This window comes from Streptomyces sp. NPDC096339 (assembly GCF_044762985.1).
Lineage (GTDB): Bacteria > Actinomycetota > Actinomycetes > Streptomycetales > Streptomycetaceae > Streptomyces.
Genome location: NZ_JBIWFI010000001.1, coordinates 570,446 through 585,773, shown reverse-complemented (window position 1 = coordinate 585,773; position 15,328 = coordinate 570,446). Strand labels below are relative to the sequence as shown.

11 protein-coding genes are annotated in these 15,328 nt (G+C 69.0%); 1 reads left to right on the top strand and 10 read right to left on the bottom strand.

What is annotated here, in order from left to right; translation table 11 throughout:
* Window positions 1-62 precede the first annotated feature (62 nt).
* The 10 genes from ACIQ5Y_RS02795 to ACIQ5Y_RS02750 form a co-directional block, all read right to left on the bottom strand.
* Entirely contained in the window at window positions 63-1,214 is a 1,152-nt protein-coding gene (locus tag ACIQ5Y_RS02795; RefSeq protein WP_403874264.1) for an acetyl-CoA carboxylase biotin carboxylase subunit family protein, read from the bottom strand.
* A gap of 154 nt (window positions 1,215-1,368) precedes the next feature.
* Complete coding sequence (locus tag ACIQ5Y_RS02790; RefSeq protein WP_403874262.1) at window positions 1,369-2,568, bottom strand: ATP-grasp domain-containing protein; 1,200 nt, start codon at window positions 2,566-2,568, stop codon at window positions 1,369-1,371.
* Window positions 2,569-2,622: 54 nt separating this feature from the next.
* A complete protein-coding gene (locus ACIQ5Y_RS02785; protein ID WP_403874260.1) occupies window positions 2,623-3,573 on the bottom strand; it encodes a cupin-like domain-containing protein in 951 nt (316 codons plus the stop codon).
* Window positions 3,570-4,355: an alpha/beta hydrolase gene (locus ACIQ5Y_RS02780; RefSeq protein WP_403874258.1), complete on the bottom strand. Its 786-nt coding sequence runs from the start codon at window positions 4,353-4,355 to the stop codon at window positions 3,570-3,572. The genes ACIQ5Y_RS02785 and ACIQ5Y_RS02780 overlap by 4 nt, the downstream gene beginning before the upstream one ends.
* A gap of 2 nt (window positions 4,356-4,357) precedes the next feature.
* A complete protein-coding gene (locus ACIQ5Y_RS02775; RefSeq protein WP_403874256.1) occupies window positions 4,358-4,963 on the bottom strand; it encodes a GNAT family N-acetyltransferase in 606 nt (201 codons plus the stop codon).
* 1 nt (window position 4,964) lies between these two features.
* The gene (locus tag ACIQ5Y_RS02770) at window positions 4,965-6,626 is read right to left on the bottom strand and encodes an AMP-binding protein (RefSeq protein ID WP_403874254.1); all 1,662 of its coding nucleotides are present in this window, start codon (window positions 6,624-6,626) and stop codon (window positions 4,965-4,967) included.
* Window positions 6,619-8,649 (bottom strand): class I tRNA ligase family protein, encoded by a 2,031-nt coding sequence (locus ACIQ5Y_RS02765; RefSeq protein WP_403874252.1) that lies wholly within the window; start codon window positions 8,647-8,649, stop codon window positions 6,619-6,621. Before ACIQ5Y_RS02765 ends, ACIQ5Y_RS02770 begins: the two co-directional genes overlap by 8 nt.
* Window positions 8,646-9,704, bottom strand: coding sequence for an NAD(P)/FAD-dependent oxidoreductase (locus tag ACIQ5Y_RS02760; protein WP_403874251.1), 1,059 nt, complete (start codon window positions 9,702-9,704; stop codon window positions 8,646-8,648). The genes ACIQ5Y_RS02765 and ACIQ5Y_RS02760 overlap by 4 nt, the downstream gene beginning before the upstream one ends.
* Window positions 9,701-11,020 (bottom strand): lysine N(6)-hydroxylase/L-ornithine N(5)-oxygenase family protein, encoded by a 1,320-nt coding sequence (locus ACIQ5Y_RS02755; RefSeq protein ID WP_403874249.1) that lies wholly within the window; start codon window positions 11,018-11,020, stop codon window positions 9,701-9,703. The genes ACIQ5Y_RS02760 and ACIQ5Y_RS02755 overlap by 4 nt, the downstream gene beginning before the upstream one ends.
* 141 nt (window positions 11,021-11,161) lie before the next feature.
* Window positions 11,162-12,493 carry an MFS transporter gene (locus ACIQ5Y_RS02750; protein WP_403874247.1) on the bottom strand — a complete coding sequence of 444 codons (1,332 nt, stop codon included), beginning with the start codon at window positions 12,491-12,493 and terminating at the stop codon, window positions 11,162-11,164.
* A 751-nt stretch (window positions 12,494-13,244) separates the two neighbouring features.
* Between ACIQ5Y_RS02750 and ACIQ5Y_RS02745 the strand changes: the two genes are divergently transcribed.
* Window positions 13,245-15,227: an amino acid transporter gene (locus ACIQ5Y_RS02745; RefSeq protein ID WP_403874245.1), complete on the top strand. Its 1,983-nt coding sequence runs from the start codon at window positions 13,245-13,247 to the stop codon at window positions 15,225-15,227.
* Window positions 15,228-15,328: the final 101 nt, after the last annotated feature.

The window sequence follows — 15,328 nt, the reverse complement described above, 5'->3', positions numbered from 1 at the left end:
ATCCCGCCGGACGGTGTGCGTCCCGCGTCCGGCGGGTGATTCCGGTAAAGGAATTCTTTCCTCTAGAGGAATCCGTGCCTCAGGTATTCGACGGCCTTGTCGAACGCGGCCCGGTCTCGGGCGGCGAATACAACCCAGCCGATCTTGTCGTCATTGACGACCGGGCCGTGGCGCTCGGGGGCCGCGGCACCGATGTGGAGCCGGTGGATGTCGACGTCTTCCAGGTTCGCCCGCAGAACGTCCTGGTCGACCGGCTCGTAGAAGAGGTGGGACGAGGCGAAATCGTAATCGCCTTGTGCGCTCGCGGGCTCCGACTCGCCCGCGAAGAAGCGGACGGTCTCCCGGATCATGCTCACACCGGTGGTCAGCTCCGCGAGGAGGCCGACATAGTCACCGCCGACCCGATTGTTGATCTCGATCAACCGAATGCGGTCCCCGTCGAGTTTCAGCTCGATATGGCACGGGCCGTGTTCGTGGCCGATGAGGGTGAGCAGGCGGGCGCAGAATTCGGCCAGTAGCTCCCTGGTTCCGGAATTCACGACATCCGGGGTGACGATATGCCTGGTCTCCGCCAGTGTGTCACGGTAGAGCGTCTTGTCGGTGACCGCGAGAAGCCGGTGCCGCCCGTCGATCGTCAGCGTTTCGACGCTGACCTCACGGCCGGGGAGATATTCCTCGGCCAGCATCGAGAACGGCCCTTCGCCGAGCGCTGTCACCGCTGCGACCAGGTCGTCCTCGTCATGGATCACGAACACGTCCTCGCTGCCCGAGCCCGCGGGGGGCTTCAGGACGAGACCGGCCGGATTCTCGCGCAGGAATTCCCGGACCTCCGCCGCGCTTCCGCACGACGCACTGGCGACGTCGAACTCGGTGCCGCGAAGATGGTCGCGCATCAGACTCTTGTCCACGCACAGCCGACAACTGGACTCGGATATTCCGGGCAGGCCGTAATGGCCGGCCGCGACGGCAGCCGGAAGCAAACCGTCCTCGGTGAAGGAAAAGACATGGTCCACGCGCTTGTCCGCCAGAATCGCACCGACCGCGTCGACGACGGTTTCCACCTCGAGGTCGCCCACCGGGTGAATGTCATCGGTCAGAGCGCGCAGATTGGGCCCGATCGAACCCGCGAGTTGCACGACACTGAATGTCAGCGGCAGGTCCGCGCAGTGCGTGAATGTCTCATCGTGCCCACCGATCAGCACGATGTTCTTCATGAGAGGTACCCCTTCGAAGCGAGCGGACGAGATCACACTGATGGTGTTTTCTCGTCCGCCCGATGTGCAATGACCTGCCTGTTTGCCGGTCAAGTTGATCTTATGCATTTCCGGAAGCGGTTGTCACTGGTTCCGGTCATTTTTCCGAAGGAAATCAGCGCGCCGGTTCGGTTTTGACCCGGACCAGGTCGCGCGCCCGCTCGGCGTTGGCCACGGCCCCGTCGGTGTCCTCCCCGGTGCACAGGACATAGCCCTGGCGGGCGGTGGAGGAGGTGAGGGCGCCGAGCTCCCGGCCGGGCTCCAGTTCGCACTGGAGCCTGACCACGCCGGGCGCGTCACCGGCCTCCGCGACGCCGTCCACGCCGACGACGCGCACGTCCTCGTACGAGAAGAAGCGGATCGCGGCCGCGGCCGCCCTCGGCGTGCGCGGCGGACGGGGCAGCCCGAGCAGCGTGGCGAAGGTCTCCGCCATCAGGTCCACCCCGCTCACCATCTCGCACATCTCCCAGATCTGGTCGCCGCCGACCCTCGTCTGCGCCTCGATGAGCCGGGGACCGGCGGCGGTGAGCCGCAGCTCGGTGTGGACCGGGCCGTCCTTCTGCTCGATGAGCGTCAGGAACTCCGTCACGCACCCCTCGATCGCGGCGCGGGTCGCGTCGTCGAGTCGGGCGGGCACCTGGTGCCCGGTCTCCACGAAACGCGGCATCGGGGTGATCACCTTCTCGGTGACGGCGGCGATCTCGTGCCGGCCGCCCACCGAGAAGGACTCCACGCTGAACTCGGGGCCGGTCAGGAACTCCTCCACGAGGACGGGGCCGTCGGTGGCCCGCCGGGTCCATTCCCAGCGCTCGGCCAGCTCCTCCTCCGTCTCCGCCAGGAACACGCCCTCGCTGAGCCCGCCGTCACGGGGCTTGAGCACGACCGGCACCTCGCCCAGCTCCCGCATGAAGCGCACGGCTTCGAGGGGCGTGCCGCACAGGCGGTGCCGGACGGGGCTGAGGCCGTGCCGGTCCAGCAGCTCCCTGGTCCTGGTCTTGTCCCGGGTCAGTTCCACCGCCGTCAGGTTGTCACCCGGTATGCCCAGCGCGCGGGCGCACCGGGAGGCCGGGTACAGACCGTACTCGGTGAAGGAGGCCACCGCGTCGAACGGGTCGACCGAGTGCCAGGCCTTCGCCACTGCCAGGACCTCGTCGAGGTTCCGGTAGTCCATGACGGCGTAGTGGGAGGCGTTCGCGAACTGCCTTTCGCTGACGCGCTCCGGAATCTGCATCATGGAGTAGCGCACGCCGAGCTTCTCCAGCTTGTCCAGTTCGCTGCCTGGTCCTCCGACCAGCAGTACGTGCTTCTGTGCCACTTCCGTTCGTTCCCCTCAAGGCTTGACGACTGCCGGCCGGATCGCGTCGTCCGGCTACGGACGCAGCCTGGCCAGGTCGATGTTCATGCGGTTCGCCCAGGCGCGGCTGCGCATCAGCACCACGTCGACGAGCTCGGGGTGCGTGCGCCTGACCTCGTCCGGGTTGAGGGCCAGGGCGAGCAGCTCGCCCATCCGCTGGCGGATGTGCGTCTGCAGGTTCGCCTCGTCGAGGCACTTGCGGCCCAGGCCGATCGAGTCGCTCAGCAGCTCGATGCGGTGGTACCAGTTCGCCGGCAGGTAGAGCACGTCACCGGGCTTCATCGTGAACTGCATCAGCTCGGTGCCGGGCGACTCGCACAGGGCCTTCCAGTCCTCCTCGGTGTCGGCGAGGACCTCGGCCCCGGGGGCCATGACGTACCAGAGCTTCTCGCCGACGATCTGCGCGTGCATCACGTCGACCGAGTACGAGTCCTGGTGGAGACGGGTCACGCCGCCGCTCTGGCCCAGCCACAGCTGGTGGTTGGTCGACGCCGTCTCCCCGTACAGGTTGCGACGGAAGTCGTACTGCGCGATGTCCATCTCCGGCATGTCGTCGGCCAGCTCGGGAGCGGTGGTCTGGTAGTACCACTCCTGGAGGTAGACGGGAGCCGCGTCGTCGCGCTCGCCCTCCTTCAGCATCGCCACGAACTCCGCGACGGTCGCCTCGCGGGCCGCCTTGGTGTTGTAGCTGTCCACGATCACGCGGACGTCTCCGCAGCGCTCGGCGAGGTGGTCGAACGACCAGGTCCGCACCGAGGGCCAGTCCTCGACGAAGCCCTCCAGTATCACCGGACGCAGCTTGTGCCGGTACTCGCGCTCGAACTCCTCCAGCGTGAGCCCCTTGCGCCGGTCGAGCTCCGGCGCGGTCTTGACCGCCTCGCTGAGCGGACCGGTGTGGAAGGCCCGCTCCACGGCCGCGAGGCTCTCCAGGTCGTGCCGTCGCAGGATGTTCGGTTCGTTGCTCATTCGGTATCCCCCTCTTCGTTCGCGAGCCGGTCGGCCGGCTCATGGGTGCCGGCGGTGACCACGCTGCGCAGCGCGTCCAGCACTTCGGTCTTCACAGCGTCCTGCTCCGGGAGCCACCGGTGGATGAAGTGGTCGCAGTCGAGCCAGATCACCCGGCGCGAACGTGCCTTCGTGGCGTGCGCGAGGTAGCCGTCGACCGTGGCCTCGGACACCACCTGGTCCTGGCGGGCGCCGATGATCAGCAGGTCGCCGTCGAACTCCCCGATGCCGGCGAAGGCCGGGGAGTCGGCGTGGTTGCCGGGACGGGTGCCGTCACCGAAGGCGTCGTCGGCGGCGTCCGCCGGGTAGGCGGCCGGGCAGAAGAGCACGAGGGCGCGCGGCCTCAGCTGCGGGACGGCCCACGAGGCGAGGTGCCCGCCCATGCTCGTGCCGATGAGCACCGGGCGCCGTTCGCCGTCCAGCAGGCCGACGGCGGCCAGGGTCTCTTCCTTGCGCCGGCGGAGCGTGGCCTGCGCCATCACTCCGGTGCTGTCGCCGTTGCCCGAGAACTCGAAGGTCAGTGACGCGTGGCCGTGTGCCGCCAGGTCGTCGAGCAGATAACGGACGCCGTGCCGGGTCGCCGTGGTTCCGAGTCCGTGCAGGTGCACGACGTCGGGCGCGGCGCCACCGACGGTGCGGACCGTGGTGGCGGCCAGCCGGTGCCCGCCGACGTCGAAGAAGAAGTCCTCGGTCGCCGCGACGGCACCGCCCGCGTCCGGCGCCTGATCGTGGATGACGGACACGATCAGGCTCCGGCCTCGGTGCTGAACGCCGCGAAGCGCTCCTTGCGCAGGGCGGGCCACTCGTCGCGCAGGATGCTGTAGTAGATGACGTCGCGCCGGCGTCCGCCGGGCATGTAGTTGAAGCTGCGCAGGACGCCTTCCTCGTGCGCGCCCAGCCCGGCCAGCCCCTTGCGGGCCGTGGCGTTGAGCACGTCCGTCTTGAACTCGACCCGCTCGCACTCGAGGACGTCGAACGCGTGGTCCAGCAGGGCGAGCTTCGCGGCCCGGTTGACGCCGGTGCCCCGCATGGCCGTGGCCACCCAGGACCAGCCGATCTCCAGCCTGCGGTCGGCCTTCGCCAGGTTGCCGTACGCGCTGCTGCCGACGATCCTGCCGCTCTCCCGGTCGATGATCGCGAAGACGTTGCGCACTCCGGTGAGCGTGTCCTTGATCGCGCTCTCCAGGAACGCGTCCAGCTCGCCGGGCGTCTCGATCCGGCTCACGAAGTAACGCCAGATCTCCTCGTCGTAGACGATGTGCTCGAACTCGGCGCGGTCGGTGACCCGGATGCGGCGCAGCTCGACCCGCTCGTTGGACAGGACGAGATCGGACAGGTTTTCCCAGCTCACGTTAACTTCCTTCACTTGGTGCGTACTCGGGTCCGGCCCCTGGTGCCACGATGACGAGGGGGTCATCCGCGGGGGGCGGGCTCGCGGCCGCGAGGGCCTCTTCGTAGACACGGGACAACTCGGCTTCGTAGCGCCGGTGGATGTCCCGTCGTATGGGTTTGAACTGCGTGGTCAGCAGGCCGTTCTCCATCGAGAACGGTTCCGCCGCGATCACGAGGGCGTGGACGCGCTGCTCCGTCATCAGACCGGCGTTGACCTCGGCCACGTGCCGGCCGAGCGAGGCGAGGTCCGCATCCGCCGACGCGAGGGAGATCACCGCGGAGAGGAACTCCTCGCCGTTGCCGTAGAGCACGCAGCCGTGCACGGCCGGATGCCGGCGGATCTTCTCCTCGACCAGCGGGGCCAGGACGTTGTAGCCACCGCTGACGGTCAGTACGTCGTCCACACGGCCGTGGATGTAGAGGTAGCCGTCCTCGTCCAGGGTGCCGACGTCGTACGTCTTCACCTCTCCGGTGGGCAGGAACATCTTCTCGTTGGTCCCCGGGGAGCACCACGTGTAGCGGTGGTTGACCGGGTGCCTGCTGCCGACGATCAGGATCCCGTCCCGGTCGAACCTCACCGTCTTGTTCGGCAGGACCTTCCCCACGCTGCCCAGGCGGAAGGCGCCGGGGTGGTTCTTCGCGACGATGCAGGTCTCGTTGAGCCCGTATCCCTCGAAGAGGGGCACGCCGCCCTCGTTGAAGAACTCCAGCAGCGTACGGCTCGCCGGTGCCGATCCCGTCCACAGGTAGCGGACGCGCCCGCCGAGCTCGGCCTGGATGAGGTCCCGGCGCTTTTCGGCGTCCTCGGGCAGCTCCTCCCGGGCCTGGAGCCCGGCCTTCACGCCTTCGTAGAAGCCGGGAACACCCATGATGACGGTCGGTGCCGTCCTCCGTGCCGTGTCGAGGGCGTTGTCGGTGCGGGCGAGGGTCACGTCGTGGCCGTGGACGAGTCCCGAGTAGATCCAGTAGCGCTGCTGGATGAACCAGTTGCCCAGGAAGGTCATCACGTTGTCGCCGTCGCCGTGGGCGAACATCCCCTGGACCTCGTGGAGGGAGCTGTTCACGCTGGCGACCGTGGCCTCCAGGCCCTTGGGGACGCCGGTGCTCCCGGACGTGAACTTGACGGCCAGGATGTCCGCGGGGTCGTACCCCTCGTGGAACGGGAACTCCCCGCCCTCTCCCGCCTCCGGGGCCTCGTCGGCCCACGCGGCGACGGCCGCCGTGTCGCGCAGCACGCCGCCGTCGTCCAACCCCTCGGTGAACAGCAGGCTCAGGCCGTACTCCCGCGGCAGGTGCCGCGGGTCGAAGCGCCCGGGTTCGAACCCGGCGGTGACCGCGCCCAGCTTGATGACGGCGAGGTCGAGCAGCACCCACTCCAGACTGTTGGGGGCCAGGATGCCGACGCGGTCCTTCGCCCGTACGCCGAGCGCCCGCAGGCGGCGGGCCACCCTGACGGCCCGGGCGTCCAGGTCGGCCAGGGTGAGGGAGCGCACCTCGTCCGCGTCCCGGTAGTACAGGCGGTGCCGGCTGTCGGTGTTCTCCACGAGCGACAGGGTGTTGACGACATCGGTGATCCGGTCGCCGGCGGCGGTTCCCGCGGTTCCCGCGGTCGGGTCAGACATCGGCGCTCCGCTCGGAGTCGGACCGGAGGAAGAAGACCGCGTCGACGAGCGCGACCTTCGTGCCGGCCGGCAGCAGCTCCACCGTGCGCGGCCAGGTGGCCGCGTCCTGCGTGCCGAGGGCCTCCTCCATGCCGAGTGCCGCCGCCAGCCGGTCCGCGAAGCGGGGCATGACGGGGGCCGCGACGCGCGCCAGGAGTCGCGCCGCGGCGAGCTCCAGGGCGACGGTGGTCCTGGTGTGGTCGTTCCAGCGGCCGATGCCGGCCACGGCGTACTCGGCCTCGGTGAACCGCAGGACGTCCTCGACCAGGCCGTTCAGTTCCTCGGCCGCCTGGTTGAGGGAGAAGCCGTCCTGACCGAGACTGCGGGTGACGGCGGCCAGTCGCACGGTGAGCCGGTCGAGGAACGCCGTGTGCTCCGGCGTCCACACCCCGGCGTCCGGTGCCTGCCCGTCGTACCGGTCGGCGATCCGCGTGCCCAGGTCGCCCAGCCAGCGCTGCCAGGTGCCGATCAACGTGTCACCGAGCACGGCGTCGTAGACGGCCGGATCGAAGTTGGTGCGACGCCCCTCGGGACGGGTGCGGGCGAGGAAGAACCGCACCGCGTCGACGGTGTCGGCGCTGAGGACGTCCTTGCCCCACACCGCGTGCTTGCGGCTGGTGGAGAACTTCTGCCCCTCCAGCAGGTAGAACTCGTTGACGTGGTAGTCGATGTCCGGCTCCCAGCCGGGGTGGGCGAGCCGGTAGAGCACGGGGTAGAGGAGCGAGTGGTAGAAGCTGTTGTCGTACCCGAAGAAGTGCACGATCTTCCAGTCCTGCTGCGGCTCCCCGGCCCGCCAGTCCTGGCCCAGGCCGCGTCCCAGGGCCTGGATGCCGTGCAGGAAGCCGTACGCCATCTCGGGCCACACCCAGACGACCTGGCCCTCGGCGCCCGCCTCGGCGGGCGGTACGCCCCAGTCGGAAGGGTGCGTGAGGGGCAGGTGGAGCTCGGGCCGCGCGAAGACGCGCTGGGCGAGTTCACGCAGCCGCGCCGGGACGCGCCCCAGGTTGTGGTGGGCGGCGACCGCGTCGGCGAACTCGTGCAGGGGCAGGCTGTGGCGGGTGGCCGTACCGAGCCGCGGGGCCTCGCCGGAGCGCCGGGTCCGCGGGTCTGCCAGGTCCGCGCAGACGTTGGGCTCGCCGCACTCCTCGCAGATGTTGCCGCTCGTCCCCACCCCGCAGCCGGGGCAGATGCCGCCGACCCCGACCTCGTAGAGGTAGTCGCCGGTCTCGGCGTCGAAGAGCGCGGGCATTTCGCGCGGGGCCACCGCTTCGGAGGCCGCCACACGGGAGAAGAACGCGCGGACGCCGTCCCGGTACGTCGCGTCCGCGTCCGAGTCCGTGACGGTGTACTGGTCGGGCCGGATGTCCATCAACGCCAGCGTTGCCGCGATCTCGGCCGAGAAGTGGGCGGCGGTCTCGGCGGGCTCCCGGCCGTCGCGCTCCGCCCGGTCGACCACGTAGCTCTGGTAGTCGTCGCTGCCGGTGAGGTGCCAGGCGTCGACCCCGTTCATGCGCTGGAAGCGCACGAAGGCGTCGGCGCCCAGGTACGGGCCGGAGAGGTGGCCGAGGTGGAGGTCGCCGTTGGGGGTGGGCGGGGTGGAGAAGACGAAGACCGGGCGCTGCCCGAAGCGGCGCCGCTCCGCGGCCGCGCCGCCGGCCGCCCGGGCCGCGAGCGCGGGGTCACGCCAGTACATGTCGAAGAAGACGAGGTCCTCCGTGCCCGTGTTCTCGACGACGTGGGTCTCGAACGGTTCGAGCATCGCGACCGTTCCGGGTCCGACGGGGGTGCGCTCGCCGTCGACCACCAGCTCGCCGGTGCCCTCGACGATGACGAAGACCTCCGTCTCGTCGTGCTGATGCGCGTCACTCCTGCCTCCGGGCACGACCCGGCCCCAGCCGGCGCCGGGGCGGAAGCCGGCGACCGAACTCATCTCGATGCCGAACGCGTCGGACAGTTCGTGAGGGGTGAAGTGGCTGATTATCACGCTGGGTTCCTTTGTGCCGTGCGGATGCGCAGTAGATCGGCGGCTTCGGCGGCGATGGCGGGGGCGAGCCGGTAGCCGGAGCCGTTGGCGGCGCCGGCGAAGACGACGCGGGCGCCGTCGTCGAGGGCTCGTACGAGCGGTTCCCGCGCGGGGCTGTACGCGTCGCAGAAGACGCGGCCCGACGTGGCGTGGGCGGACAGGTCCGGCGCGTAGTGTGCGAGGACCGCGTGCGCCTGAGCCAGATCGGCCGCCGACAGCCCTGCGGTGATCTCGTCGGGCTTCACGTCCCATTCCGGGGAAGTGAAGCTGAAGAGCCAGTGGCCTCGGTGGTGCAGCGGGAGCAGGAAGGCGTCGTGGTCCTCGAACACGACGGCGCCGTCGTGCGCTTGCGGCGCCTTGTCGACGTGCAGGGCGACGATCTTCTTCACCCGGGCGCCGAGCGGCTCGACGAGCGACCGCCATGCGGGGTCGGCGATCCAGGGCCCGGGGGCCAGTACGGCCTTGGCGGCGGTCAGCGTCTCGCCGGTGGACAGTCGCAGCGTCACCGCGGACGGACCGGGCTCGACCGCGGTGACCGCAGTCCCCTCGCGGAAGGCGACCCGCGGGCGCAAGCGCAGGGTCAGGGCTTCGGTGAGCGCCCCGACATCGGCGTACTGGCAGCCCCGACCGGTCCAGAGCGAAGTCCCCTCCGGCGCGGTGACCAGCCCCCCGGGAACGGACCGGGTCGGTACGAGGCCGGCCCCGCCGAGGTAGTCGCGCTCGACGGCCGCCGCGTCCGAGGAGAGGACGTGCAGGGCCAGCGGGTGGATGGGCAGGGCCGGTTCGCCGCCGAGGAGCTCCTCGTAGAAGGTCTGGCTGCGGCCCGCCATGTCCCGGACCCGCGGCGTCGCGCCGCGGGGGAAGTGCAGTCCTGCCGACCGCCTGGTCGCACCGCTCGCCACGACGTCGCGGTCGATGACGGTCACCCGGCTCCGCGGCGCACGTGTGGTGATCTCGCGGGCGACGAGAGCGCCGATGATTCCACCGCCGATGACGGCGATGTCGACGTCGGTCACGTCTGCACCTCTCGCATCGTCTCGGGCAGTCCGCACTTGGCCGACCATTCGATGAAGGAGTCCAGCTGCTCGTCGCCACGGACGCCGCGGATCCGGTCGGCGATCCGCCCGCTCCGCCAGGCGATGAGGCTCAGGTTGCGGTCCGCCAGGCCGCGCTGCTGCGGGGCCGCGTTGTGGACGAAGACGTTGTGGCCGGCGGGGCCGTCCCACTGCACGGCGAAGTTCTTGTCGATCCGGTATTCGCCGTCCTCGCGCTCCAGGCGGTGGGCGATCGGTTCGAGGACGGTCATCGGAGCCGGGCGGAAGCCGGTCGCCCAGATGATCACGTCGGCGTCGACGTGCGTGGCATCGGCGGGGTGGTCGATGTCCCGGAGCTCCACGGACCAGGCGCCCGTGGCGCCCCGCGTGACGTCCGTGACCTCGCGGCCCGGCAGCAGCGCGGCGAGGTCCGGGGTGTCCTCGGTGAACCGGTGGACGTAGACGCGCTGGTAGATCTCGCGCAGCGTGGCCTCGGAGATGCCGTCGCTCGTCAGGACGTGGTCCGCGTTGAGCTTCTGGCGGATCGGCTTGTCGAGGAGGGCGAAGTGGTCCGAGTAGCCGGGCATGTAGAAGTCGTTGGTGAACGGTGTGTCGTCGATGGGGAAGTAGTTGCGGCGCCGGGCGATCCAGGACACGCGCCGCGGCCGCTCCCCGGGCGGCCGGGAGATGAGGTCGAGGAACGCCTCCGCTCCCGACTGGCCCCCGCCGACCACGCACACGCGCTTCCCGCCGAGGTTCCGCGCCTTCGCCACGACGTCGGAGACGTGGAACTGGTCGTCGCCGAGCAGGCCTTCGGCCAGGGGCGGGACCCATGGGCTGGTGCCCACGCCGATGGAAACGTTGTCGGCGGTCACCGTCCGGCGGTCGGTCTCCACGACGAAGGTCTTGTCGAAGTCCACGGAGAGCACGCGCTCCCCGAAGACGACGTTCTCGTTCCGCTCGCTCGCCCATTGCAGGTAGTTGCGGTACTCCCGACGGGGCATCGCGTCGAACTGCGCGTTGATGAAGTGGTAGATCCTTCCCTGGTCGTGCAGGTACGCCAGGAACGAGAACGGGTTGGTGGGATCCGCGAGGCTCACCAGGTCCTTGAGCATCGACACCTGGAGCGTGGTGTCGGGCAGCTGCTGCCCGTCGTGCCAGGTGAAGCATTCCTTTTGATCGAGGAAGAGATTGGGAATCGCCTCGTCTCCGTGGAGGAGGGACGCAAGGCTCAGATTCGCGGGGCCGACACCGACCCCGATGCAACCGTAATGTTGGCTGCGTTTATGCCCGTACATGGTGCTGACACTCCCTGAATAGTGAGCTCGCCGACCGGCCGAGGTGTGGCTTTGGGTGTGCTCCAACCGCAGACCGACTTTTGGTGATGTCGGCCTGCAGGGCTGCGGAATCATGCTGCCGCTACAGCAACGTGTAATCGACTAAGAACGTCGAGAGTCAGAGATGTTTGGTTCCGAAACCTTCTGGTGAGAGGAATCGGTATCGACGAGTTGGGGCCTTCGCGCTGCTGCGGCCACCACGGGTCGGACCGTCAAGCCGGCAAGGAGGAAAAGGGCGGCGAGCACGGCCCAACCGGCCGTTCCGTTATTGATGACACCCGCCGTCATCAAAAGAGGGCCCACTGCCACTTGGACGCTGGAACCGAGGTGAAAGGTTGCCAGATATTCGACTCGGGAACGAGTGGGTGCGAGTCCGAAGGAAAGGCTCCATTGTCCGGCGGACTGGAACATCTCGCCGAAGGTGAGGAGGACTATCCCGGCCAGGAGCACGGCCGTCACCACGACCGTGGAGTCGAGGTACGCGGCCGCCGCGAAGCAGGCGCAGGACAGCGCCAGGGCGACGCTCGCCCTGCGCATGGCCGTCACGCCCCCGCTCAGTTCCTCCGTGCCTCGCGCGAGTCTGACCTGAAGCAGGATCGCGATCACGGTGTTGACCACGAGGAGGATTGCGACGAGCGAATCACCGGCACGGGTGTGCGTGGTGATCCACAGTGGAACGCCCACGCTGAGCAGTGCCATGTGGAGCAGCATCAGGGCGTTGACGCCCGTGGTTGCCGCGTACCAGCGGTCGCGCAGCGCCGGCAGGCGCAGTGGAGAGACGTCACCGGAGGAGCGTGCGGACCGGTCCGCGGCTCTCGGCCGCAGGAAGGCCAGCAGGGTCGCGGACAGGACGAACGAGACGGCGTCGCCGACCATGATGGTCAGGAACGACGACCGGGTACCGATCTGGATGGCCAGCGCCGCGAGCAAGGCGCCGCCCGTGTAGCCCACGTTGTAGACGACCCGGAACCTGGCGGACATCGCACTGCGGTGCTCCTCGCCGACCACCTGCTCCACGAGCGCCTGGCTCATGGGCCGGGCCGACTGCTCCGCGATGCCGAGGAGTCCGGCGACGATCAGGAAGGACGCGAAGCCGTCCACCAGGACGTAGGAGGCGAATCCCGCGGCGCAGCAGAGATGGAGCAGTATGAGTACCGCACGGGGACTCCACCGGTCGGCCAACCTGCCGAAGGGAATGGGGCCGAAGATTCCGAGCACACCTGCCACGGAAAGACCCAATCCCACCTGCACGGTGGAAAGCCCTACGATCTTCGTGAAAAAAAGCGCCGATCCCGCCAAATAGAGACCGGTTCCGGTGGCATCGACAAGACCCACCAGCAGTAGTCCGGCGCCGCTGCGATTGACTGCGAGCCGGCGCAACAAGGTTGCACTCACGCCTGTTTGCCGATCGTTGTCGCCAAACAGGGTGCGCAACGGACACCCGCGACAAAGCGCGCGTCTATCATTTTACTATTCTCCCCGTCAGGCCCATGTCGCGCTGTGATGGATCACACGCCGGCGCGGTTTGGGCCAACCCCCGTTGGTCTGCACCACCCTAAACGACTCCACTTGGTACCCACAAGCATTTCTCGATGGCCGATGAAACCTCTGGGCGGCAGGCGGACGGGTTTGCGCCAGAGTGGCTCGAAGTGCCGCTGATCAGCGGAAAGGCCGACCACGCCCGCGGGTGGGGCGGGGGGCGGACCACCGTCGACGAGGCGAGGCCCGTGCCGGGGAGTACCGGGGCCGCCGATTCCGTCGAACTCCCTTGTGGGGCAGGAAAAGTGGGGCTCGATACCTGTCAACCCCCCTCCCATGCGCTCTCCCGCGCCGCCGAGGCGACCTCCTCCCCGCGATGGACCGGACGCACCGGAAGGCACGCCGGGACCGGCCGCGAGCGGCTCCTTCCGGCCAATGGCTAAGCCCGTCGAGAGACGCCGAAGTGGGTGAATACATTCCGCTTCAGTGGCCGTTGTGAAGACGCCGCAAGTCCACGGAGGGCATCACGGACGGCATCGCCTGCCAGGACTGTCGGCGAGGACCTTCTCGATGCCGCCGCTGGAGTACACCCCCTGCAGAGCACAACCCCGACAGGATCAGCGGAACCGGGAGACCCCATACTCGGTCATCGTTGCCGGCCCATCGAGCCGGTGGGCTTGGCGCGTTGGAAGGATTGAGGGGGGACATGACGGACGTGAACGATCTGGCCGTTCCGGAAGTAGTGGAGAGTCCCGCTGTGCAGGCACCGCCGGCCGGCGGCCTGGCCCAGTGGTTGCTGCGCCATCGGGTGCAGCCCGTGGGGCCGGCGTCCGGCGAGGGGCACAGCGAGCCGCAGGCCTGGTGGAAGGTGATGTGCCTGACCGGGGTGGACTACTTCTCCAGCCTCGCCTACGTCCCCGCGATCGCCGCGCTCGCGGCCGGTGCGGTGTCGCCGCTGGCGACGCTGCTGATCGTGGCGCTGACGCTGCTGGGGATGCTGCCGATGTATCGGCGGGTCGCCCGTGAGAGCCCGCACGGAGCCGGTTCGGTGGCGATGCTCGAGGACCTGCTGCCGTTCTGGCGGGGCAAGCTGTTCGTCCTGGTCCTGCTCGGCTTCGTGGCCACATCGTGGATCATCACCATCACCCTGTCCGCGGCGGACGCTTCCGTGCACGTGGTGGAGAACCCGTTCTTCCCCGAAGCCCTGCACGGCCACGAGGTCGCCATCACGGTGGCGCTCCTGCTGCTGCTCGGCGGAGTGTTCCTGCTCGGGTTCAGCGAAGCGGTCAGCGTCGCGATCCCGCTCGTCGCCGTCTTCCTGCTGCTCAACGCGGTGACCATCGCCTTCGGTGTGGCGGAGGTCGTCACCTCGCCGGGCGCCTGGTCGGCGTGGACCGACGCGCTCCTGGACGGCGGAGGCGGACTGGGCGACCTGGTCGGGCCCGCCCTGCTGGCCTTCCCGCTGCTGGTGCTCGGGTTGTCGGGCTTCGAGACCGGGGTGAGCATGATGCCGCTCGTCTCCGCGGAGGGCGAGGATGCCGGGCAGCGGCTGGAGTCCCGCATCCGCAACTCCCGGAAGCTGCTGACCACCGCGGCGGCCATCATGAGCGTCTACCTGCTCGCGGCCTCCTTCGTCACCACGGTCCTGATCCCGCACAAGGAGTTCGAAGCAGGTGGTGCGGCCAACGGTCGTGCCCTTGCCTACCTGGCCCACGAACAGGTGGGGGAAGCCTTCGGCACCGTCTACGACATCAGCACCATCCTGATCCTGTGGTTCGCGGGCGCCTCCGCGATGGCGGGACTGGTCAACATCGTTCCGCGCTACCTTCCCGACTACGGCATGGCCCCCGAGTGGGGCCGCGCCGTCCGTCCGGTCGTGCTGGTGTACACGGCCCTGTGCGTCATCATCACCTTCGCCTTCGACGCCGATGTCAACGCCCAGGCCGGTGCCTATGCCACCGGAATCCTCGCCATGATGGTCTCCGGTGCCTTCGCCGTCACCGTGTCGGCGCTGCGCCGCCGCCAACGCGCGACGACCGCCGGCTTCACCCTGCTCACCGCGGTGCTGCTCTACGCGCTGGTGGCCAACATCATCGACAAGCCCGACGGCATGACCATCTCCGGCCTCTTCATCGCCGGAATCATCGCCGTGTCCCTGATCTCCCGGGTTTCCCGCACCACCGAACTGCGCGCCGACCGGATCGTGTTCGACCCGGCAGCCCGGCAGTTCATCACCGACACCCTCGTCTACGACAACGCGATCAACATCATCGCCAACCGCCGCCAGACGGGCGACGGCGCCGAGTACGCCGACAAGGAACGCGAACAGCGCGGCAACAACCCCGTACCCGGTCCGGCCGACGTCATGTTCGTGGAGATCGACGTCGTCGACCCCTCGGACTTCAGCGAAACCCTCACCGTCCACGGGGTCGAGGTCGACGGATACCGGATCCTGCGCGCCGAGGCCCCCGCCGCCCCGAACGCCATCGCCGCGATCCTCCTCGCCCTGCGCGACACCACCGGAGTCAAGCCGCACTGCTACTTCGCGTGGGCCGAAGGCAGCCCCCTGACCCACATGTTCCGCTACTTCCTCCTCGGTCGCGGCGACACCGCCCCCGTGACCCGCGAGATCATCCGCAAACACGAACCCGACCCGGCCCGCCGCCCCGGCATCCACGTCGGAGGCTGACCCTCCGCTCGGTACGACGCGTTGCACCCGGGCGGCGGAAGCCGATGCGGGGTCTCGAACCCGTCGGCCTCCCAACCGGTACGGCCCCGGCAGCCACGACG

What these genes read in the sequence shown, in the direction of transcription:
- ACIQ5Y_RS02770 (WP_403874254.1), bottom strand. Translation starts at nt 6,626, where the DNA reads ATGTCTGACCCGACCGCGGGAACCGCGGGAACCGCCGCCGGCGACCGG.
- ACIQ5Y_RS02755 (WP_403874249.1), bottom strand. Translation starts at nt 11,020, where the DNA reads ATGTACGGGCATAAACGCAGCCAACATTACGGTTGCATCGGGGTCGGT.
- ACIQ5Y_RS02745 (WP_403874245.1), top strand. Translation starts at nt 13,245, where the DNA reads ATGACGGACGTGAACGATCTGGCCGTTCCGGAAGTAGTGGAGAGTCCC.
- ACIQ5Y_RS02785 (WP_403874260.1), bottom strand. Translation starts at nt 3,573, where the DNA reads ATGAGCAACGAACCGAACATCCTGCGACGGCACGACCTGGAGAGCCTC.
- ACIQ5Y_RS02795 (WP_403874264.1), bottom strand. Translation starts at nt 1,214, where the DNA reads ATGAAGAACATCGTGCTGATCGGTGGGCACGATGAGACATTCACGCAC.